This window comes from Paenibacillus sp. ICGEB2008 (assembly GCF_000307675.1).
Classification (GTDB): Bacteria; Bacillota; Bacilli; order Paenibacillales; family Paenibacillaceae; genus Paenibacillus; species Paenibacillus polymyxa.
This window is the reverse complement of sequence record NZ_AMQU01000007.1, coordinates 19,587-42,067: the sequence shown is the minus strand read 5'-3', so window position 1 is coordinate 42,067 and position 22,481 is coordinate 19,587. Positions and strand designations below refer to the sequence as shown.

Here is a 22,481-nt window from a genome sequence, read left to right as displayed (position 1 = left end):
TCTAATCCCAAAAAAATGAATCCGCCATGCAGCGGATTCATTTTTTTGCTTATGTTACACATACTCATGGATTTCTTTAGGAAGGAAAGCCATGCTTTTTAGCTAGCCAAACTGCAAGCAAAGAGGGAAGCAGCAGGATGATTAATGAGCCCGGAAGAAATCCGGCTCCAAGCAGTTCGAGAAGAAGCCCGCCGATTGCCACATTCCATGCAGTAACCAGCATCGATTGGGCTATATCTGCGCTTTTTCCCCCAGCTTGTGCTATTGCTGTTTGTAGTAAAGTGGCTGCCCCGCCAAACGTAAGCCCCCACGCTGTAACACCAAGAATGATGATTTCAGGTTGATTTATTCCTATTCCTAAGGCTGCAGAAGCCACAGCAAATCCTGTGATGCTGATTAAAACCAGCATTCTTAGAAAACGGTCAATCAGCATGCCTATCACCCAAATGCCGACTACCGAGGTAATTCCGAAAATAAGAAGAACCAAATCCACTCGCTGAGCAAACGCGGTTTCCGCAAGATACGGTGCAATATAAGTGTACAAAATATTATGAGCTAGTACCCATGCCAAAACGACAAACAGAATCGTCCGTACACCGGGAATCAGGAAAACCTTGTGAAAAGGGAGTTGATCACCGGCAGGCTCACCTGCATAATCCGGCACCTTCCAGAGCACCCAGCCAATAAGGGCTGCAGTCAGTAATGATACAGCTCCGAAAATGAGACGCCACCCAGTATATGTTCCGAAAAAAGTACCAAGTGGAACGCCCAGCGCCAATGCCAGCGGGGTGCCGACCATGGCTACGGCCATCGCTCTTCCTTTCAGCGAATCAGGCACCATGCGCCGCGCATAACCGGCCGTCATCCCCCACAGAACACCTGCTGAGATACCTGCGAAGAAACGCGCGACAAGCGTCAGCACATAAACGGAAGATAACGCGGTGATGGTGTTAAATACAAGAAAGCCGATGATGCACAGCAGCAGAAGCGGTCGGCGCCTCCACCCACGGGTAGCCGTTGTCAAAGGAATGGCGGCTAGAAGAGATCCAACCGCATAGAGAGTAACCAATTGTCCGGCAAGAGCTTCTGTGACCCCTAGATCCTGTGCAATTTGCGGCAGTAATCCAGCAGGCAGGCTTTCCGTAAGAATGCAGATGAATCCCGCCATGGCTAAAGCCAGCAACCCGACCCACGGGAGACGTTTGGAAGACGACACATTTGCACCGCCTTTTCTTATAAGAGCAGTGTTTAAGTTCACGAAAAAAATCTCCTTTATTTATTTTTTGCCGCTTAAAAAAGCTTTCGCTTCCGTATAAGCTTATATAAATAAAACACTTTTTTACATGGATGATTAAAGGGGGATGAAGTGAATTAAGAGGAAATTACTTTTATTTTCACGAAAATTCCATGATTTTAAAAGCAAAAATGTAATACAGTAGTTTTCCTTACCCTAGATTAAAAATAGGCGTACCTTATTGCGCCTAACAGTAGTCATTATTATTTTTCGCGAACCAGCTATCCTGCCCGGTAGCTTAATGCCGTTCTCAGTCTAATGGTTTATTTTCTTTTTACAATAACATTGCACATACAAAAAAAAGAGCCCGTAGGCTCCTTGTTAGATTAGCATATTAAACAGATTCTCATTCTTATTCAATTCCGTATATTGAATCCCCTTGCGATTCATCCGTTCAATTAAAGGAAGATAGTCCTCCTTGTGGAACAACTCAATGCCGACCAGCGCCGGGCCATTTTCCTTATCATTCTTTTTCGTATACTCAAACCTTGTGATGTCATCGTCTGGTCCAAGCACATCCTGAAGAAACTCACGCAGTGCCCCCTGCTCTTTGCGGGAAATTAACCATGAAATAATGTTTTAGTCCTTCATAAATCAGGGAGCGTTCCTTAATCTCCTGCATACGATCAATGTCGTTATTGCCACCACTAACGATACAGACTACTGTTTTGCCTTGAATCTGCTCACGATACAGATCAAGTGCTGCTACAGGCAGCGAACCCGCGGGCTCCACAACAATCGCATTTTCATTATACAGCGCCAGAATCGCTGTACATGCCTTGCCTTCCGGTACCTTCACAATATCATCCAAGGTATGTTTACAAATGTCATATGTTAACTGACCCACTCGCTTCACCGCAGCCCCGTCAACAAACTTGTCTATGTGCTCCAGTGTAACGACTTTGTTCAAACGCATCGCTTCCGTCATCGATGCTGCGCCCAAGGGTTCTACACCGATTACTTTGGTGGTCGGATTCACAGTTTTAACATATGTGCCTACGCCTGCCGCCAAACCGCCGCCGCCAATCGTCACGAACATATAGTCCGCAGGTGTATCCAGGCTCTCCATCACTTCCATCGCAATCGTGCCATTGCCTGCAATAATTTTCGGTTGATCGAACGGATGGATAAAGGTCATTTCCTGTTCGCTGCATACCTTCATGGCCTCGTCATAAGCATCGTCAAACGTATCTCCGGTCAAAATGACCTCTACACTGTCTCCGCCAAAGCGACGTACCTGCTTCACCTTCTGATTGGGCGTTGTGCTCGGCATAAATATTTTACCGTGGATGCCAAGCGCGTTACATGAAAAAGCCACACCTTGCGCATGATTACCCGCACTCGCGCACACGATCCCTTTTTCCATTTGCTCAGGAGTTAGGCTGCGGATCATGTTGTAAGCTCCACGGATTTTAAAGGACCGCACAACTTGGAGATCCTCTCGTTTCAGATACACATTACAGTTATATTTGGCCGATAGGACGGCATCCCTCTGTAAAGGTGTACGAACAATCACCTCACGCAGCATATGATGCGCCCGTACAATATCCTCCATGCCAACGGTTGACGCTGTGGCTGGCTCAGTTTTCTGGGTTTCTGTTGGTTCCATAGGTTCTCCACGCTCCGCCTGAATATTTCTGTATTGAGCATTTTGCATAAATCCCAAGAGCGATTTCAAATTCAGTAATATATAGATCGAATCGGTTTAGTTCGTCTATATATTAAACTTTTGAGCGTTAGGAATCGAATTATGCAAAGTGCTGTATTTGAAATCTTTCAAACATCATACCACGTTTACCTATAGCTTGTGCAGTTGATAGTCATGAAAATGAGAATGAAAATCATTGAGTTCATAAAAAAACAGGCCGAGACAATGCCCGACCCGCCTTTCCTGACTCTATACATTTCTTGTCTTCAGTCGACTCATTCAGCACCGCAATGATTATCCTTTCACCCCGCCTGCAGTCATCCCTTCAATAAAGTAACGCTGGAAGAACAGAAACACGACGAGAATCGGCAAAATAGCCAGGACTGAACCGGCAATCAACACATCATAATTGTTGCCATATGGCGTCAGCAGACTGGACAGACCGATTGGCAGTGTCAGCATGTCGTTAGTACGCAATACGATCATCGGCCACAGGAAGTTATTCCAACTGTTCATAGCTTGTAAAATAGCCATTGCCGCAAAGGCAGGTGCCATCAGAGGCATCATAATCCGCACAAAAATACCATACTCTGAACAGCCGTCAACCCGTGCAGCATCCATAAAGTCCTTGGGTACTCCGCTCAAATATTGACGGAAGAAAAAGATCGGAATCGGTGCGACGACAAATGGCAAAATCACACCCCATACCGTATTGATCAGCTTCATACCGATCATGAGTTTGTAAAGTGGCAGCATAATAATTTCTACCGGGATCATCATCACGACCAGCACCAGTGTAAAAATCACATTTTTCAGTCTAAAACGATACATCTCCAGGCCATACCCGACCATCGCCGACAATATTAGACATAACACCGTAAACAAGACGGTAATGACAAGACTATTCCAGTACCATTGAAAATAATCCGTCGTCCCCTGAAAGATGAACGCATAGTTTTTTAAGGACATGATGGCCCACTCCAGCTTGAGATTCAAGCCGTAGCGCAGCAACTCCGTTGATGGCTTGAATGAGGCAAGCGTCACGGCAAATAGCGGAAACAGGGCGAACCCGGCAAACAGAATGAACAGGACAACGAGAAATGCAGATAACGGGCCTTTTTGTTTCTGAGCCATCGCTTAATCCTCCTTCCGAAACATGCCAAAAAATTTGAGCTGGATCAGGTTCAGTACTAATGTGAATACGAGCAATACAATACCCACCGCTGCTCCAAAGCCCATGCTGTTCTGTTCCAGACCTTGGCGATAGAGATAGCCAACGATCGTCAATCCAATATCATTCGGAGAGTTGTTTCCGTTCCACAGCATATAGCTCTCGGTGAACATGGACAATCCGGCATAAATACTGATCGTAAATACGTAGATTGTCACGGGTTTTAGCATAGGAATCGTAATCCGCCAAAATGAATCAAAGCGGCTGGCCCCATCGATCTGAGCAGCTTCATACAACTCGGGAGGAATGTTCTGTAACCCCGACATGTAGTACAGCATGTTTACCCCTAGCCATCTCCATAAGGCCAACACGATCAGCGCTAAAAAGCCGGTGTTCGCATTCATTAGCCATTTGTAAGGCTCAAGACCGAATATCCCCAACAGGGAGTTCATCAGCGAGCCATCCAATTCCCCGAACATGAGTCGGAAGATTGTTCCTGCTACCACCACTGAGGTGAGTGCGGGTATAAACATTACGGAGCGAAACAGCCCTCTACCCGGCATTTTAGGCGAATTTAGCAATACCGCCAGTACCAGTGGCAGAGGAATCAACACGACCAGTGTAAGCAGCGTGTACAGGACACTGTTCAATATTGCTTTTCCAAATGTAGGATTCATTAAATCCTTATAATTTTCCAGGCCAACATAAGTTGTTATCCCTGGCAAGACTTCCTGAAAGCTCATAATGACCGTCGAGATGACCGGATACGCAAAAAACAGCGCAAAGGACAGTAAAAATGGAAGGACAAATACATACGGTGCCGTACGACTGGAATGAATAAAGCGGCTCCATTGGCTTCTGGTCGGACGCTGAGTTTTTGGCGGCTGACCTGTCGGTACATTAGCGTTCGTATGAACGGGCGTTGCCATGAATCTCACTCCCTTTCCTGTTGGGGTCTATCTCAGTTCATCTGCTAGCTCATGCAGCACCGTGGCTGGATCTTCGCCACTCTGTAGTGTCCGATAAAGTATTTTATTACGTACAGCACTGGCGATGTCAGGCGTTTTCGGTCCAATATGCACCGCATTGATTTCATCTTTTACTTCGATCAGCGTATCAAAAATATTGGTTCCGAAATAATCCGTAAATTTATTTTTGGCTTTGGCTTCCGGCATAGTCCACACTTCACTACGGATGGGATCAAACCCTAGTTGCTTCCAAATCTCCACATTCCCTTGCTTGGACAGCTTGGCAAAGGCTAGAAAACGCATCGCCAAATCCTGGTGCTTTGATTGGTTCGTGACTACCGTTCCGGTCCCGCCCATACCTGCTGAGCGATAGCCGCCTTTTTCCCACGCCGGCATCGGTCTAATGATGACTTTTCCTTTCAAGTCAGGCATGTAATCCGTAAAACGTCCCATATACCACATCGGCATCCACACTGAAGCGGCCCCGCCTTTGTTCATAAACCCGTAGTATTCCTCCATATGATGCCCGCCGCCCGGTGCGGGAATAGCGATTTTGTCTTTTATCATTTGTTGGAGAAACTCAAGTGTTTTAATATTGGTTTCGTTATCGAGCGTCAACTCGCCCTTGTCATCCAAAAAATCTGAATTTTGCTGGGAGATCATCGGCCAGTAGCTCCACAGGTCATTGGTCTCCAAGGTCGCCATCGGCTTGCCCGTTTTGGCCAGCACTTGCTTGCCAGCAGCAGCGTAGTCTGCCCAGGTAACGATGGAATCCGGGTCTACCCCCGCCTGATCAATAATCTCTTTATTGTAATACATCACTTCGGCTCCAACGTGAAAGTCAATGCCGTAATACTTACCGTCTTTGCCGTAAATCTGTACTCTGGAAGGCACAATGTTATTGATCTCAGGGTCAATCACCGGATTGAGCGGGACCAATTGCGGTATTCCTTTGAGGAAATTACCAATTTTGTTGACCTCAATATCCGCGATATCCGGCGCTCCCACCCCTGATTGCAACGCAATCGAGAGCTTGCTGTGGTGGTTGTCATAAGGAAATGTATTCGCTTTCAAATTAATCAATTCATCAGGGTGCTGTTGGTTCCATTGGTCAGCCATTTGCAGAAAAAACTTCTCATGCAGTTCATTGAATGTCCATAATACAAGTTCTGTTCCCGGCCCATCCTTTTCATCAGTCTTGAAAGAACAACCTTGCAGCAGTCCAGCCATCAAAACCACCGCCATAAGCATCAAAGCCATGCTTTTTCTTCGCAGCAGCATATCCTTCCCCCTTCGCATGATGAAATCCTAATTCGTAAATGATTGCGCTTTCTTTTATTATTTAACATCAATACAAATTAGTTTACAACAATATTATTCAAAAAAAATTCGTTTTTGTGTAAAATAGATCTCATTGCATTATAGGGGGAAAATGAATTGGATGGGAATATGATGATTTCTGCATAAAAAAACGACCCAACTCCAATTGAAACTCGGAGTTGGGTCGCGCTATGTTAACTACTCTTGCGAATGTGCTGCTTCGTCTTTCACTTCTTCTCGAAATGATCTAATACTTTGTTTACGACGATTATTTTTTTCTTCGATCTGCTGACGCTCCTCATTGCTGATTTCAGAGGAAAATTCGTTTAGATATCCTTCAGCCTCATGAAGATTCTGCAATGTATTCTGAATATTTTGTTGCAAATGCTCCACATTATCTGCTCGATTATCCGGTTTTGCCATCGGTTTGACGCCTCCTAATCATAGAATCGCTCACTAGAGCGCTAAACCGTAGCTTGATCGTTATCGAGTTATTTTATACATTAAAATGCTTTCCAAACCATCGGCCTGCGGCTTCGGCTTCAGTGCGAGTCAATTGATGACCATTGCGTTCCAAGTAGGCTTCTACCTGTGCTCCGGCCCCTTCCAGCAGGGCTTGCAGCTCCTGAGATTCCGCCGCTGGAACAATCGGGTCATTTTCACCGGAAGACAGAAATACAGGGACACCGTTCAAGTCCGGCAGTTCCAGCCCTCGCAATGGCACCATAGCATGATGGAGAATGGCCCCACGCAGCGCTTTTGCATCATGGAAGAGCATACTGGCCGCTATGTTGGCTCCATTGGAATAGCCCAGAGCCACCACGTTGTTACGGTCAAAATCATATTGCTCTGCAGCTGAATCGACAAATTCGCTTAGTTCTTTGGTACGGAATACGAGATCCTCAATGTCGAACACACCCTCTGCCAAACGGCGAAAGAAGCGCGGCATTCCATTTTCCAGCACATTACCTCTCACACCTAACACAGATGCGCCTGGTGCAACCAAATCAGCCAATGGTAGCAAGTCTTGTTCATTCCCGCCGGTACCGTGCAACAGCAAAATAACCGGAGCTTGCGGATCATTTCCTTTACGAAAGACGTGTTTCATATCTATTCCCTCCTCTAATTAACTTTAAATTAAGAATCTTATTTTTGTATAATTTGATTATAGCCCATTTCACTGCTTTATACAAACATAATTGACCTCGTTAATTTTTTCTAAAATGATGTCTTGTTCCATTGACATGTAGTATAGCTTTATTTTACTATGTGATTAGATATTTAGAGAATTATCTAAATACCTAAAGGAGTGAGCAAACTTTGAATGATGCCTTCAAAGCCTTGGCAGATCCGACCCGGCGCAAAATATTGCAGCTTTTGAAAGAGAAAAGCATGAGCGCGGGCGACGTCGCTGAGCATTTTCAAATCAGCAAGCCCAGCATATCCCACCATCTGAATTTGCTGAAGCAGGCGGGGCTTGTGCTGGATGAGCGACAGGGGCAAAGCATTATTTACACCTTGCATACAACAGTTGTGGCGGATGTCATCGGCTGGATGTTCAGTATCGCCCAATCGGATGCCCCTGTAAAACCAACTTCGAATGATATTAAGGATACGGAGGGGTCTGAATGAAGTTCCGAACACGTTGGAGCTTGACGGATGTTTTGACGACTTTGCTTGCCTTATCACCTGCTATAGGCGCTTTACTACTGTATAACCGGCTTCCCGATGTGCTGGCCTCTCATTTTAGCATGGACAATACCGCAGACGGGTATATGAGTAAAAACAGTTCTATTCTCATGCTGGTGCTATTGGGGCTGGTGCCTTTGCTCCTTCGGCTATCCCGCTACATGGACCCCAACAGAGCAAATTTCAAGAAATTTACTAAAGCCTATGAGGTTACGCGTGTAGGCACTTCGCTCATTCTCGCTATAGCCGGTTGGGGAATGCTGCTGTATAACCTGAATTATCGGCTACAGATGCTTACGATCCTTTATGGAGTGCTGGGTCTGATGCTGCTGGTGCTGGGTAATTATATGACTCAGGTACAGCCAAACTATACCTTCGGTATCCGCACGCCATGGACTCTGTCGAATCCGGAGGTATGGCGTAAAACGCACCGTTTGGGCGGACCTATGATGATGCTCGGTGGTGCTTCGGGCTTGGTAGCGGCATGGGTCGATGGAGTGGCGGGCACCGTCATTTTTCTCACCGGGCTGTTTATATCCGTCGTCATTCCTGTACTCTACTCCTTCCTACTGCATCGCAAAATAAATCATCAGTAGGGATAAACAAGGAACCTCCCAAACCACGATAAACGCAGAATGGGAGGTTCTTTGTACATCTACATATTCCATTAGAACAACAGCTTATCGGGATGAGTACCCACACGCTCATCCAGATGAAGACCATTAATTCGGTCAATATCCTCAGTCGTCAGTTCAAAATCGAACAAATCGGCATTTTCGCGGATACGATGCGCGGTAACCGATTTGGGAATCGTCACAATTCCCCGATCCAGATGCCAACGCAAAATAACCTGAGAAGTCGTTTTGCCGTATTTGGCAGCAATCTCAACGATATCTGGCTGCTCCGTCAGTTTCCCCTTCATCAGAGGACTCCACGATTCAAGCTGGATCTGGTGTTCCCGGCAGTATTGATGCAGCTCCTGCTGAGTCAGACGCGGGTGAAGCTCTACCTGATTGATGACAGGTACAATATTACTGTCTTTCAGGAGGTCTTCGAGATGGTGAATTTGGAAGTTGCTTACTCCAATCGCGCGTACGCTTCCTTCTTCATACAGCCGTTCGAACGCCTTCCAAGTTTCCTTGTACTTGTCCTTGCCAGGCCAATGGATAAGGTACAGATCAATGATATCCAGGCCCAACCGCTTGCGGCTTTCCTCGAAAGCACGCAGTGTTGAATCGTAGCCCTGATCTTGATTCCATAGCTTAGTGGTCACAAACAGATTGTCTCTGTCCGCTCCACTGTCACGAATGGCTTGTCCGACCAGTTCCTCATTGCCGTAGATCGCCGCGGTATCAATGTGACGATAACCGACCTCAATAGCTGTTTTGACTGCTTCGTAGACCTCATTGCCTTCCGCCTTGTACGTACCAAAACCAAGCCAAGGCATCTGAACTCCGTTATTTAGTAAAGCTGTATCCGCAATGTTCCCCATGTCTATCTCCTCCTATTCCTAGTTATAAATTATCCAACGGGATGATTACAGTTTAGTCGCATCCTGAAAAGCATTCACTTCAAGCGGAGCAGCCAACAATTCTTTAGCTGCAGCAACAAATGCCTGGAAATGGGCAGACTTGTTATGGAAATCTACAGCAGCAGCATCTTTCCACTCTTCAACCATCGTAAATGCGTTGGGATCATTCAAATCCTGCATTAACGTATAGCGTACATTGCCTTCTTCAGCTTGTGATGCGCTGATCAACCCTTGGGTTTGTTGCAAAAAGGTCTCTCTCTTTTCTGGTAAAACTTTCATATCTGCATGAATAATAATCATAATATTTTCCTCCTCTTATTATGTAACTATTTCTATTATAGACCATTCTTTCGATAGATTAAAAGTGCGGCCGTTTCTGGAATACAGTAAAATGATTCATATTGGGGTGTTTATCCGCTGATCAACTGCTCCTATATTTTGTTTAATGGCGGTGAAGGCATGTGCGTTTTCAGACAAAATTAATGGTATTCATATCCCTTTTAGTGCTAGTCGTTACCGGGCTGTTGGGATTATCCCTGCGTTATATGATTACCTCCGCCTTGTACGAAGAGATTGGGAAAAGGGCACTGACTGTGGCCAATACGCTTGCGGTAGATGCACAGGTCAGGGATGCTCTAGAACAGACCGACACGACGCAATTACGTGTTCGGATCAACGAAGCAGTGAAACCTGTCCAAGCCAGCACCGGCGCTGATTTTATTACGATTGCAGATCGTCATCTCATTCGGCAATGGCATGTTAACCCGGAACGCATCGGGCAGCCTATGATGGACCCGCTGAATAATAAGGTGCTGCAAGGACATTCCTTTATTACGGAATCCACCGGCTCTCTCGGACCGTCACTGCGAGCCAAAACCGCAGTCTATGATGAACAAGGCCGAGCTATCGGACTCGTTTCTGTAGGTTTCCTGATGACAGATGTGGCGCAAAATATTCGTACATACACATATACATGGCTGTGGTTCATGGTAGGCGCGCTAATGATCGGCATATTAGGAAGTCTGGTTATAGCACGACGGGTAAGGCACGAACTGCATGGGCTGGAGCCAGTGGAGATTGGACGTTTGTATCAGGAAAAGCAAGCCATTCTCGAATCCATAGGTGAAGGGATTATCGCGGTTAATAGCAGTGGACAAGTCACACTTGCCAATCCACAAGCCGTCCGTTTGCTTGGTCTTCCTCCGGAAACTAGCCTCTATGGATGCGAGCTTCGTCACTTGGCGGGCGCGGCATATCAGCTGGCAGATGTACTTGCTACAGATTTTATCGAAAAGAATCCTAGCATGAAGCCGGATCAGGAACAAAACGTATTCAATGAGGAAATTGAGATCCAACAACGAGTCGTCGTCGTCAGCCGTGTACCGATCAAGGATCGATTCGGACGAATGCTAGGCACCGTTGCCAGCCTGCGTGACAAAACAGAGCTGCTTCGCATGACGCGGCAGTTGACAGAGGTCAAGGATTATGCGGACGTGTTACGATCACAAACACATGAATATACCAATCGGCTATATCTCATATCCGGCCTGATTCAGTTGGAGTGTTATGACGAAGCAGTGGACTTTATTACTCAGGAATCGGAAGAGTATCGTGTACATAGTTCCGTTTCGTCTTCTCTTTCACCCGATTCAATCATCGCCAGCCTGCTGATCAGCAAGAAAAAACAGGCGTTGGAAAAAGGGATTGTACTCCATTCATATATAAAAGGAGCATTTTCAACCCCGTCTCCTGCGTTGGAGTGGTCGCTTCTTGCTACCATTGCCGGAAACCTGCTGGACAATGCTATGGAAGCAGTTGCAATAGGCTCTATACCTGACGGACAGGTCTGGTTCCGGCTTGAAGAAATGACTGAAGCCATCGTCGTCGAAGTTATGGATAATGGATCGGGTATTTCGGAGGATATCCAGGAAAAACTGTTCGTTAAGGGAGCATCAACTAAAGCAGAGGCAGGACACGGATATGGCCTTGCTCTCGTGCAGGAGTACACCGAACGAATGAGTGGCTCCATAAAAGTACATGAACGGCCTGGTGGAGGTAGCATTTTTGAAGTATACATTCCTTTAATTGACACGAATCATGATGTAAAAGGAGGTTACGGCCATGAATGAGCGGGTATTATCGGACATTGAGGTTCTTATTATTGAAGATGATCCGCGAATTGCGGAGATTAACCGACGATTTATTGAAAAGGTGGACGGGTTCACCGTATGTGCAATAGCAACGAACGAATTTGAGGCGAAGCTTCAACTAGATGTTCTGCGTCCGTCTTTAGCCGTGCTGGATGTTTATTTTCCCGATACGAATGGTCTAACCCTGCTATCGTTCATCAAGCAACACTATCCAAGTACAGATGTCATTATGCTGACTGCCGCCAAAGAAGCTGAAACTGTGGTACAAGCGGTTCGAGCAGGCGTATTTGATTTTATCGTAAAGCCGCTCGTATTCGAGAGATTGCGGGCGACCTTAGAGGAATATGCTCGTTTCCGCCGCCAAGTCACAACATGGCAAGAAGAACACTCTACGGTGGAGCAATCGGAAATTGACCGTCTGCTTCAAAGCGCGGGCACGGGTCGGATGACGGGTAACGGAGTAGGAGAGCTATGGGCCAAAGGCATTGATAAAGTCACTTGCGAAAAGGTGCTTGATCTCCTGAACCGACGAGGTGAGGTAACTACGGGTACAGTGGGAATTGAGCTAGGTATGAGCCGATCTACCGCCAGAAGGTATCTGGAATATTTAGTGGAAAGTGGCGATGCTCACCACGATCAGGTATACGGAACTGTCGGCAGACCGGAGCGTATCTATCGCAGACGGCAGGAAAATGCATAAACCACCAATTCATACGTCTGGTCTCTTCCATCCTCTCATCTCGCTTGTGATTTTAATGAACTTAATTCTCATAATAGGCTAAAACGGTTTAAATGATCACATTATTTACGTCCCCTTTCCCGGTTGCTAGAATGGTCAACAGTTAGTTAATTGATAATGATTATCAGTTTCTCTGGTAAGCATATTTGGAACGGGGGACAACATATGGCAACACCGAAACAGCCACTACGCACAGGCGTGCTGCTTGCAGCGATTCTGGTACTACTGACAGCCGTTATGGCGGGATGTGGAGGCCAGTCACAAAATAATAACGCAGCAGCACCTCAAACCACAGGCGACACTCGAACGATCAAACATGAGATGGGAAAAACCAAAGTTACAGGCAAACCCAAAAGAATTGTGACGTTGGAATTCTCTTTTGTCGATGCTGCTACCCAACTGGGCGTGATGCCTGTCGGCATAGCTCAGGAAAATGATGATGATATCGATGGGCTGCTTGGCAAAAGAATCGACTTTACACCTGTCGGCACACGCAAACAGCCGAACCTGGAAACGATCAGCTCTTTGAAGCCCGATTTGATTATTGCTGATCTGAACCGTCATAAGAGCATTTACAAAGAACTAAGTGAGATTGCTCCTACCATTGTTCTAAAGAGCCGCAATTCCTCTTATGAGCAAAACCTGGCATCCTTCGGCGTTATCGCTGACGCGTTGGGTGAGAAGGAAAAGGGTGAGCAAATTCTCGCAGCACATAAAGCTACAATGGCAAAGCTGAAAGAAGGCATCCAAGCTGGTGAGTCACGTAGCGTATTGCTTGGGGTATTTCGTTCTGATTCACTATCGGCTCACGGCGCTTCATCTTTTGATGGACAACTGCTGGAGCAAGCAGGCATCCACAATGCCCTTCAAAATACAAGCGAGCCTACAGTCAAGCTGACACTGGAGCAGATTGCACAAGCTGATCCGGACGTGATCTTCTTAGTGGAAGCCGATGAGAAGCTGCTTGCAGAATGGAAGCAAAATCCGTTATGGCAAAACATTACGGCCGTGAAAAAAGGGGAAGTTTACGAAGTAAACCGGGCACTGTGGACCCGGTACCGTGGACTCGGCTCTGCCGAGAAAATACTGGAGCAAGCGATTTCGCTTCTGTATCCCGCGCAAACTAAAGGAGACGGCTCCCGTTGATCGGACAAGCCTTACGCGACCGGCTAAATAAGCCGGTCTTCTTTGCACTTCTATTCGCGCTGCTGGCTGGACTATTGCTGAGCGTGGCGATTGGCCCAGTCAGGATGGACATCCCCACCATGCTGACTGCACTATTCACCGAGCATCCGTCCAAGGATCAGCTCATTATCTTGACGATACGCCTGCCACGTGCCGTCATTGGTCTGATCGTCGGCGCCGGGCTTGCCGTGGCCGGAGCGCTGATGCAGGCCATCACACGCAACCCGCTGGCTTCGCCACAGGTATTTGGGGTCAGCTCTGGCGCTTCGCTGGCTGTCGTCCTGTCGGTCGTGCTGCTGCCCAATATCGGGTCGTCCGGCAGCATTTATTTTGCTTTTGCCGGAGCGATCGCAGGTGGCTCCTTCGTATATGCGCTGGCCGGAACGGCGGGCATGACGCCAGTCAAGCTGGCTCTTGCCGGGATGGCTGTGCATCTGCTGCTGGCCTCTGTCACTCAGGGACTGCTCGTGTTCAACGAGCAAATATCCGATGTACTGTATTGGCTCGCCGGAGCCATCGACGGGTCTACTTGGGCCGACACGCGTCTGGTGCTGCCATGGTTCGCCGTCGGTATGATCCTTGCACTGGCGCTGGCCCCCTCGCTATCTGTGCTTAGCCTCGGTACAGAGGTCGCACAAGGACTGGGGCAAAACGTACGTCTTGTCCGCTTGCTGGCCTCGGTTTCAGTTATTATGCTGGCAGGCTCTGCTGTAGCGGTAGCCGGGGCCATCGGCTTTGTGGGTCTGATGGTGCCGAATATCATTAAGGTATTTACAGGCGACAATTACAAACGGGTCATCCCCCTGTCTGCAATCTGCGGAGCTCTGCTGCTGACATATGCGGACGTGCTTGGACGATTTATTGCCTTTCCTTATGAATCGCCCGTTGGTATTGTAACCGCGCTGGTGGGTGCGCCCTTCTTTTTATATCTGGCGCACAAGAACGGGAGGGCTTCACGATGAAAAAGCTGTGGATTTTACTCGTGATAATGATGGGTGTTTCCTTTATAGCTATCGGCGTGGGCAGCACCTACATTACGCCCGCTGAGCTGATCACGGCGCTGACTAACCGAAATGCCTCTTCCTGGTTCATCGTTCACCATTATCGACTGCCTCGTGACCTGCTGGCCATCATGGCCGGTGCTGGTCTTGCTGTAGCCGGCGTGCTACTGCAAGGCATGATTCGCAACCCACTGGCTTCGCCGGATGTGGTGGGTGTATCCAAGGGAGCCGGCTTTGCTGCGGTTCTCGTCATCGTGCTGCTCCCCTCATCCCCGGTGGCGCTACTGCCTGTCGCTGCCTTTGTGGGTGCCGGGTTAGCTGCACTACTGCTCGTACAGCTTTCGATGAGGGGAGGCATGCGTCCTAATATGCTAGCCTTAACCGGGCTGGCGGTAGGTGCTATCTTCCAGGCTGCGACCGATTATATTCTGGTCAAATATCCACTCGAAGCCAGCGATACGCTGACTTGGCTAGCTGGAAGCTTGTGGGGCAAAGGCTGGGATGAAGTATATGGGCTTTTGCCATGGTTAATTGTATTGCTGCCTCTCGCCTATACACTACAGCACAAGCTGGATATTATGAGTCTGGATGAGGAAAGCTCCGCTGGTTTGGGACTTAGCGTGAAGCGTATGCGCACAGGACTGCTGGCCGTATCTGTGGCCTTAGCTGCTGCCTGTGTTGCTGCCATCGGCTCCATCGGCTTTATAGGGCTGCTGGCACCACATCTGGCACGGCGATTGTTTGGTAATCGCCACCGCTATCTATTGCCCGGCGCAGCCATGATCGGTGCCCTGATCCTCGTCCTTGCCGATGCGCTCGGACGGGGGCTGAAGCCGCCGCTCGAAATCCCCGCCGGCATAGTGACAGCCGTAATTGGCGCGCCCTATTTCCTGTATCTCTTGCTGCGGGAACGCAAACAAAAAAGCAGCGGATAAGGAAACCTGTACACCGATCCGCTGATTGGTTTCTTTTCTAAACGATTCATCGTACAGTAACTTCGATATGCATTCCACACACAAGATTTCATTATTCGTCATATTGTCAGACAACATAAAAAAAGAGAGTCAGCCTGTATATAACACAGGCTGACTCTCCTCACCCCTCAACACTTACGCTGGATAGGGTACTTCTGTTCCATTTAAAATGAGGTGCATCCGAATTTCCGCTTTTAGGGAATCAGATACTGCACAATATTTTTCCTTACCCATCTGAATCGCTTTCCATACGCGGTAATCTGGAATATCTCCATCTACGTGGAATGTCAGATCAATCGCTGTAAATCCTGTTGGCATTTGCTCCTTGCGCGTACCTTCTGCATCAATATCAATTCGCTGAATGTCTGACAAAAAACGATCCAAAATCATCGTAATATCAATACCGATACATCCCGCCAGACCTGCAAGCAGCAGTTCCATCGGTGTCATCCCTTTACCATCGCCGCCATAAGCCGCCGTAGCATCCATCCCTACGGAATAACCGGATGGTCCTTCCGATGTAAATGCGCGTTTGCCGTGCCAAGTTGTAGATACTTTCATAATCAATTGCCTTCTTTCCATCTTAATAATCTATGATTCATCCTCTAACTTAAAACTCGCTAATTTGACGCAAAAACTTTTGTGTCCTCTCATGCTGGGGAGCATCAAAAAATGCCTGTGGTGCAGCTTCTTCCACAATGATACCGTCCGCCATAAATACAACCTTGTCTGCCACCTCGCGGGCAAATTTCATCTCATGCGTCACGACGACCATCGTCATTCCATCTTGAGCCAACTCCCGCATAACCCCCAGCACCTCACCCACGAGTTCGGGATCAAGCGCCGATGTCGGCTCATCGAACAGCATAATCGCCGGGTCCATCGCCAGTGCACGTGCAATAGCTACCCGTTGCTGCTGTCCACCGGACAGACGAGATGGATGTACATCCTGCTTATCCAGTAACCCCACCCGCTTCAGCAGCTGTTGTCCGATAGACATAGCCTTGTCGCGCGGCATTTTCTTAACTGTCAGCAGTCCTTCAATCACATTGCCGATAGCTGTTTTGTGCGGATACAGATTGAATTGCTGGAACACCATCCCCGTCTGCTTGCGAATATCACGAATGGCTGCTTGGCGGGCACGAACAGGAGCCATAGCATCAACCTCAATCCCGTTCACCTCAAACTTGCCAGAAGACAACTCTTCCAGTCCGTTCAGGCAACGCAGCAGGGTACTTTTACCTGAACCGCTGGGACCGAGCAATACGACGATTTCACGAGCGGCAACCTGAAAATCAATGCTTTTCAGAACCTCTACCTGTCCGAATCGTTTACCTAATCCGTTTGTTGTTATCATCATCTATCATCTCCACCTTAATAAGCTCGAGCCAGACGCTTTTCCACCCGCTCCAGTATAGCGGAGAATCCAATGCTCATAATCCAGTACATCAGGGCAATTTCGAGCAGAAACGGCATGTAGCGCAAATACTGCGCCTGTAAAAGCTGTGCCTGTCGCATCAATTCACTAACCCCGATAACCGACACAAGCGACGTTTCTTTAAGCATACCCACGAACGTATTCCCCATCGGTGCAATTGCAATGCGCAACGCCTGTGGAAGAATGATACGCCACATCGTTTGACCAGGCGACATTCCCGTCGCATAAGCAGCCTCGGTCTGTCCCTGTGGTACGGCTAAAATAGCTCCACGGAACGTCTCCGATAAGTACGCCCCTGTATTAATACTAAGCGCGAGACAAGCAGCCGTTAACGATCCGAAAGATATTCCGTAATCATCCAGACCATAATAAATGACCGCAATCTGCACCAAAACCGGCGTTCCCCGGATGATCGATACATACATACGAGCCAGCCACCGAACAGGTCGATTCCCCTTCAAGCGCGCTACAGCAACAATCAAACCAATAATTAAACCAAACAGCATAGAAACAATCGTTATATACAGCGTATAATAAGCGCCCTTCAATAAAAAAGGGACGTTCTCCCACATTAATTCTAGCATCAATTATATTCCCTTCTTTCAGACGAGTGGCCCCATGTCAGCATAAAAGCCAAGACTGGAGCCAGACGCCTGTAACAGGCTTACGTTATTCTTTTGGCTCCTCGCCAAACCATTTTTTGAAAATTGTTTTGTAAGTGCCGTCTTCCTTCATTTCCTTCAGAGCCTTGTTCAAGGCTTCCTTGAGCTCAGGAGTTTTCTGGTTAATGGCTACAGCTGCTAGGTCTGATTTAATCGGCTCGCCTACGGCTTTAATTTGGAACCCGTTTTTGTCGATAATGGGTTTGAGAGCATATAGATTGTTAATGGTTGCATCAATACGACCAGAGTTTAGATCCTTCAATGAAGTAATGACATCATCATATGTTTTGATCTCAAAATCGCCTACCTTTGGCAGCACTTCGTTGCGCAGATAAGATTCATCATTTGTCCCCAAGCCGACACCAATGGTTTTGCCTTTAAAGTCTTCCAACTTCGTAATGTCATTTGTTTTGCTATTCACGATAATATTCACATTATTGGTGATATAGGGATCTGTGAAGTCAATGGCCTTCTTGCGATCCTCTGTAATCGCAACCTGGCTAACCACTGCATCGAATTTTTTCTTTTGCAGACTTGGAATCAATCCCGAAAATTCTTGGGCCGTGAATTCCGCTTTTACTCCAATCCGTTTCGCCAACTCTTTGGCAATATCCACATCAAACCCGTCCAACTCCTTGTTGTCGTTCAAGAAATTGTACGGTGGGTAAGTGCCCATCATGCCTACCTTCATTACACCGGCCTTCTTGATGGCTTCGAGCTGATTGGCGGCTGCTTCATTATTGCTGCCCGTTCCAGTTCCGGTATTGGAAGCTTCCTGTTTGGTACCGCAAGCGCTCAGCACAAGGCTGAACAATGCCAGAGCCATGAGTGTGGTCACCAAGAATCCTTTTTTACGTGTTTTCATGTATCGTTCTCTCCTGTCTAGATGTAAATGTTTAAGTTTGTATGTGTAATTTGGCTATATTATTTGTTGCATACTACTCATTCATGCGATGTTGACCGTCTAGCTTTGACCTAATAGTCCGTAAAATTCAAAATTAGCAGCCTCTTCTGCCAATCTTGTAGCGGATACCTGCTTGATGTGGTCATGTGTTCCCTCTGAACCGAATAACCAGCGTATAATGATCCCTTCGATCATGCTCATGAGTAGTGCTGCCCTTAATTCGACATCTAATTCGGCAGGCAACATGTTCAGCTCGATCGCTCTCTCCATATTGCGCCTGAATGCAAGCTCCATTGCAGTCCTGGTCTCACGGATACTCTGCCGTACGGGTTCATCGACACCACTGCCGATCAGCAGCAAACCCATCAGATAACGGTTCTCCAATGCAAAATGAAATAACCGAACAAACAGCGCTTCCGATGCCTTGACCATATCAGCCAGCGTTCCTGCATCACGGCGATACCCCTGCCCGATCGCTGACAAAAGCTGTTCACGGCCTGTAGCGATAATCTCCAGCGCCAGAGCCTCTTTACTTTTAAAATGCCAATAAAATGTGCCTTGAGCTACTCCTGCCTCCACCACAATATCTGAAATCTTCGTTTGGTGGTAACCCTGCTCAGCAAACCGCTTTAACGCAATGTGAAGAAGCTGAGTCCTGCGGTCTTTTTCTTCTCCCCCGTGATTAACAGGTGAGTCATTCGAAAGGGTTTTGGATTGCTTCGCCTTGCGTGGCTGCATGGGTTTCCTCCTCCCGATTGATCAGTCAGTCAGTTTTGTATTTTTAATCCTATAGGATAAGTATACTTTTGTCAAACGAAAAAAGAGAACCTCCGCAGAGGTCCTCTTATCCTATATATTGCTGTTATAGCAATGCTTTTGCCGCAATGTCTGTACGGTTTTGCTTGCCTTCAAAGGTAATACGAGCCGCCTGCTCGTAAGCTTTGTCCCGTGCCTCGGCAATGTCACGTCCCAAACCAACCACGCCTAATACGCGTCCGCCGTTCGTTACCCACTCACCCTGTTCGTTGATATCTGTGCCGGCATGGAATACGATGGCTTCATCTGCCTGATCCAATCCTTGGATAGGTATCCCTTTGGCGTAAGCTGCGGGATAACCTCCGGATGCCAGCACCACACACACCGCGGCCTCATCCTTCCACTCGATCTCCACCTGATCCAGCGTGCCGTTCACGGCAGCGAGAAAAATATCAAGTAAGTCGGATTTTAGTCGAGGCAACACGACTTGTGTTTCTGGATCACCAAAACGTGCATTAAATTCAATCGTCTTCGGCTTGCCGTCCGGCGAAATCATCAGCCCGGCGAATAAGACACCCCGGAACGGACGCCCTTCAGCAACCATCACCTTGGCCGTCGGCTTAATAATCGTCTCAATGGCTTCCTCAATAATAGAATCGGCTATGTGGGGCAACGGGGAGTACGTGCCCATGCCACCTGTGTTCGGTCCCTTGTCACCATCAAAAACCGGCTTGTGATCTTGGGCCGCTGCCATCGGGCGAACCGTTTCCCCATCCACAAAGGAGAGAATCGACATTTCCTGTCCAGCGAGGAACTCCTCGATCACGACCTGTGCACCCGCTTCACCAAAAACCTTCGCTACCATAATATCGGACAGCGCCTTTTCCGCTTCCTCCATCGAGTAAGCAACTGTCACGCCTTTGCCTGCTGCCAATCCGTCCGCCTTAATGACCACCGGAATAGACTGTTCCTTCAAATAGGCATGTGCTTCCTCATAGGTATAAAACTTGCGGTAAGTTGCTGTCGGAATTTGATATTTGTGCAGCAAATCCTTCATGAAGATTTTACTGCCTTCAATTTCCGCTGCATTTTTACGCGGTCCGAATACTGGAATGCCCTTCGCTTCAAATGCATCCACAATGCCGTCTGCCAGCGGATCATCGGGACCTACTACGACAAGTCCGACTTTTTTGGATTCCGCCAGTTCTGTCAGCGCGTCAAACTCACTCACCGGAATCGGCACACACTCCGCTAATTGTCCGATGCCAGCATTACCTGGCGCACAATAGATTTGTCCGGCCTTGGGGCTTTTCTTCAGCGCCCACACAATTGCATGTTCGCGGCCGCCCCCTCCGATAACCAAAATATCCATTCAGGTGATTCCTCCCGCCCCATTATGATCGTTCAGGTGTGCTGCATCCACAACTCACACAACTTAGTGCTTGAAATGACGTACGCCTGTAAAGACCATAGCAATGCCATATTCGTTAGCAACCTTGATAGATTCCTCATCTTTAATGGAACCGCCCGGCTGAATGACTGCTGTAATGCCTGCTTTAGCTGCCAACTCCAGCGTATCGCCCATCGGGAAAAATGCATCCGATGCCAATACGGCACCTTTTGCTTTGTCACCGGCCTGCTCGATCGCAATCTTGGCTGCTCCGACACGGTTCATTTGTCCTGCGCCTACGCCAATAGTCATATTATCTGCCGCCAGTACGATAGCGTTGGATTTCACATGTTTGACCACTTTCCAGCTAAACAAAAGTTGTTTCAGTTCCTCCTCGGATGGCGTACGCTCTGTTACAACCGTAAGTGCATCCGGGTCCACAGCATGAACGTCATTTTGCTGAACAACCATGCCGCCTTCAATGGAAGTCACGACGAAACGGCTCTTCGCCTCAGATGGGGAAAGCTCACCCAGATCAAGCAAACGGATATTTTTCTTTTTCGTTAAAATCTCCAATGCTTCTTTCGTGAAGCCCGGTGCCAGTACAATTTCCAAAAAGATTTCACTCAGCTTATTTGCTGTATCGCCGTCAATAATCCGGTTAGCCGCGACAATGCCGCCAAAAATCGATGTTGGATCTGCTGCGTAAGCTTTGCTGTACGCTTCATAAATACTGCCGCCAATTCCCACACCGCAAGGATTCATATGCTTAACTGCAACTACTGTCGGCTCGCTGAATTCTTTGACGATTTGCAGGGCTGCATTCGCATCATTGATATTATTGTAAGACAACTCTTTACCGTGAAGTTGCTTCGCTGTTGTTAGTGTACCCTTGGCCGCCAAAGGCTCACGATAAAATGCCGCCTGTTGATGGGGATTTTCGCCATAACGCAAATCCTGAATTTTTTCATAGGTTACAGTGTAACGCTCAGGCAGAGGATCACCTGTCACATTCGACAAGTAATCGGAAATCAAAGCGTCGTATGACGCCGTATGACGGAACACTTTTGCAGCCAAACGCTTACGAGTATTTAGCTCCGTGTCGCCATCCTTACGTATTTCCTCCAGTACAGTGCTATAGTCATCCGCATCGACCACTACACTGACAAAAGCATGGTTTTTTGCCGCAGAACGAAGCATTGTTGGTCCGCCGATGTCAATATTTTCAATCGCGTCTTCATAGGTTACACCGGGTTTGGCGATCGTTTCCGCAAAAGGATACAGGTTCACAACGACCAGATCGATATAATCCAATCCAAGCTCCTTCATCTGGCGCTGATGCTCTTCATTATCCCGAACAGCCAGCAAACCGCTGTGCACCGCAGGGTGGAGTGTTTTAACACGTCCATCCATAATTTCTGGAAATCCCGTTACCTCTGAAATACCGATGACAGGAATGCCCTCCTTCGACAGCAAGCTGCTCGTTCCCCCTGTCGAAACGATCTCCACACCTAATTTGGACAACTCGCGACAAAACTCCACGATTCCCCGTTTATCTGATACGCTGACGAGCGCTCTTTTAATACTCACCCTGTCTCCTCCTTTAGCTCTTTCAGAATTTTGCAAATTTCTCTTCAATCAATTTATTTCCCGAGAAATAT

General features: G+C 47.6%; 22 protein-coding genes and 1 pseudogene. 7 read left to right on the top strand and 16 right to left on the bottom strand.

The annotated features are described in order from the left end of the window. Positions 1-76: 76 nt before the first annotated feature. The 7 genes and pseudogenes from C400_RS0105155 to C400_RS0105125 form a co-directional block, all read right to left on the bottom strand. Positions 77-1,258: an MFS transporter gene (locus C400_RS0105155; RefSeq protein WP_017426191.1), complete on the bottom strand. Its 1,182-nt coding sequence runs from the start codon at positions 1,256-1,258 to the stop codon at positions 77-79. Positions 1,259-1,615: 357 nt separating this feature from the next. Then, positions 1,616-2,903: pseudogene (ilvA, locus tag C400_RS0105150) on the bottom strand (threonine ammonia-lyase IlvA). Positions 2,904-3,236: 333 nt separating this feature from the next. Next, a complete protein-coding gene (locus C400_RS0105145) occupies positions 3,237-4,076 on the bottom strand; it encodes a carbohydrate ABC transporter permease (RefSeq protein ID WP_013369500.1) in 840 nt (279 codons plus the stop codon). Between the two features lie 3 nt (positions 4,077-4,079). Then, a complete protein-coding gene (locus C400_RS0105140) occupies positions 4,080-5,042 on the bottom strand; it encodes a carbohydrate ABC transporter permease (RefSeq protein ID WP_016819793.1) in 963 nt (320 codons plus the stop codon). A 27-nt stretch (positions 5,043-5,069) separates the two neighbouring features. After that, the gene (locus C400_RS0105135) at positions 5,070-6,362 is read right to left on the bottom strand and encodes an ABC transporter substrate-binding protein (protein WP_017426188.1); all 1,293 of its coding nucleotides are present in this window, start codon (positions 6,360-6,362) and stop codon (positions 5,070-5,072) included. A 237-nt stretch (positions 6,363-6,599) separates the two neighbouring features. Beyond that, a complete protein-coding gene (tlp, locus tag C400_RS0105130) occupies positions 6,600-6,824 on the bottom strand; it encodes a small acid-soluble spore protein Tlp (protein ID WP_016819791.1) in 225 nt (74 codons plus the stop codon). Positions 6,825-6,897: 73 nt separating this feature from the next. Beyond that, a complete protein-coding gene (locus C400_RS0105125) occupies positions 6,898-7,509 on the bottom strand; it encodes an alpha/beta hydrolase (protein ID WP_017426187.1) in 612 nt (203 codons plus the stop codon). A 212-nt stretch (positions 7,510-7,721) separates the two neighbouring features. On the opposite strand from C400_RS0105125, the gene C400_RS0105120 reads away from it, so the two are divergent. Together C400_RS0105120 and C400_RS0105115 are read left to right on the top strand one after the other, a co-directional pair. Beyond that, entirely contained in the window at positions 7,722-8,033 is a 312-nt protein-coding gene (locus C400_RS0105120) for an autorepressor SdpR family transcription factor (protein ID WP_016819789.1), read from the top strand. Next, positions 8,030-8,686 (top strand): SdpI family protein, encoded by a 657-nt coding sequence (locus C400_RS0105115; protein WP_017426186.1) that lies wholly within the window; start codon positions 8,030-8,032, stop codon positions 8,684-8,686. Before C400_RS0105120 ends, C400_RS0105115 begins: the two co-directional genes overlap by 4 nt. A gap of 71 nt (positions 8,687-8,757) precedes the next feature. Here C400_RS0105115 and C400_RS0105110 read toward each other — a convergent pair whose 3' ends face one another. Together C400_RS0105110 and C400_RS0105105 are read right to left on the bottom strand one after the other, a co-directional pair. Further along, positions 8,758-9,582: an aldo/keto reductase gene (locus C400_RS0105110; RefSeq protein ID WP_017426185.1), complete on the bottom strand. Its 825-nt coding sequence runs from the start codon at positions 9,580-9,582 to the stop codon at positions 8,758-8,760. A 45-nt stretch (positions 9,583-9,627) separates the two neighbouring features. Beyond that, entirely contained in the window at positions 9,628-9,921 is a 294-nt protein-coding gene (locus C400_RS0105105; RefSeq protein ID WP_017426184.1) for a putative quinol monooxygenase, read from the bottom strand. A 203-nt stretch (positions 9,922-10,124) separates the two neighbouring features. Between C400_RS0105105 and C400_RS0105100 the strand changes: the two genes are divergently transcribed. The 5 genes from C400_RS0105100 (at position 10,125) to C400_RS0105080 (ending at position 15,631) form a co-directional block, all read left to right on the top strand. Beyond that, positions 10,125-11,750 (top strand): ATP-binding protein, encoded by a 1,626-nt coding sequence (locus C400_RS0105100; RefSeq protein ID WP_442952193.1) that lies wholly within the window; start codon positions 10,125-10,127, stop codon positions 11,748-11,750. Further along, the gene (locus C400_RS0105095) at positions 11,743-12,471 is read left to right on the top strand and encodes a response regulator (RefSeq protein WP_017426182.1); all 729 of its coding nucleotides are present in this window, start codon (positions 11,743-11,745) and stop codon (positions 12,469-12,471) included. Before C400_RS0105100 ends, C400_RS0105095 begins: the two co-directional genes overlap by 8 nt. 204 nt (positions 12,472-12,675) lie before the next feature. Continuing rightward, positions 12,676-13,656 carry an ABC transporter substrate-binding protein gene (locus tag C400_RS0105090; protein ID WP_017426181.1) on the top strand — a complete coding sequence of 327 codons (981 nt, stop codon included), beginning with the start codon at positions 12,676-12,678 and terminating at the stop codon, positions 13,654-13,656. Continuing rightward, positions 13,653-14,657, top strand: a complete 1,005-nt coding sequence (locus tag C400_RS0105085; RefSeq protein ID WP_017426180.1) for a FecCD family ABC transporter permease — start codon at positions 13,653-13,655, stop codon at positions 14,655-14,657. The genes C400_RS0105090 and C400_RS0105085 overlap by 4 nt, the downstream gene beginning before the upstream one ends. After that, positions 14,654-15,631: a FecCD family ABC transporter permease gene (locus C400_RS0105080; RefSeq protein ID WP_017426179.1), complete on the top strand. Its 978-nt coding sequence runs from the start codon at positions 14,654-14,656 to the stop codon at positions 15,629-15,631. The genes C400_RS0105085 and C400_RS0105080 overlap by 4 nt, the downstream gene beginning before the upstream one ends. 174 nt (positions 15,632-15,805) lie before the next feature. Here the strand turns inward: C400_RS0105080 and C400_RS0105075 are convergent, their stop codons facing one another. The 7 genes from C400_RS0105075 to purH form a co-directional block, all read right to left on the bottom strand. Then, complete coding sequence (locus C400_RS0105075; RefSeq protein ID WP_013369486.1) at positions 15,806-16,231, bottom strand: OsmC family protein; 426 nt, start codon at positions 16,229-16,231, stop codon at positions 15,806-15,808. Positions 16,232-16,280: 49 nt separating this feature from the next. Beyond that, on the bottom strand, positions 16,281-17,030 hold the full coding sequence (locus C400_RS0105070) for an amino acid ABC transporter ATP-binding protein (RefSeq protein ID WP_017426178.1): 750 nt from the start codon (positions 17,028-17,030) through the stop codon (positions 16,281-16,283). 14 nt (positions 17,031-17,044) lie between these two features. Beyond that, positions 17,045-17,692, bottom strand: a complete 648-nt coding sequence (locus C400_RS0105065; RefSeq protein ID WP_016819779.1) for an amino acid ABC transporter permease — start codon at positions 17,690-17,692, stop codon at positions 17,045-17,047. Between the two features lie 85 nt (positions 17,693-17,777). Then, positions 17,778-18,635 carry a transporter substrate-binding domain-containing protein gene (locus C400_RS0105060; protein ID WP_017426177.1) on the bottom strand — a complete coding sequence of 286 codons (858 nt, stop codon included), beginning with the start codon at positions 18,633-18,635 and terminating at the stop codon, positions 17,778-17,780. Positions 18,636-18,734: 99 nt separating this feature from the next. Further along, positions 18,735-19,412 (bottom strand): TetR/AcrR family transcriptional regulator, encoded by a 678-nt coding sequence (locus C400_RS0105055; protein ID WP_017426176.1) that lies wholly within the window; start codon positions 19,410-19,412, stop codon positions 18,735-18,737. 124 nt (positions 19,413-19,536) lie between these two features. Further along, entirely contained in the window at positions 19,537-20,802 is a 1,266-nt protein-coding gene (gene purD, locus C400_RS0105050) for a phosphoribosylamine--glycine ligase (RefSeq protein ID WP_017426175.1), read from the bottom strand. A gap of 63 nt (positions 20,803-20,865) precedes the next feature. Then, entirely contained in the window at positions 20,866-22,410 is a 1,545-nt protein-coding gene (gene purH / locus C400_RS0105045) for a bifunctional phosphoribosylaminoimidazolecarboxamide formyltransferase/IMP cyclohydrolase (protein ID WP_016819773.1), read from the bottom strand. Positions 22,411-22,481: the final 71 nt, after the last annotated feature.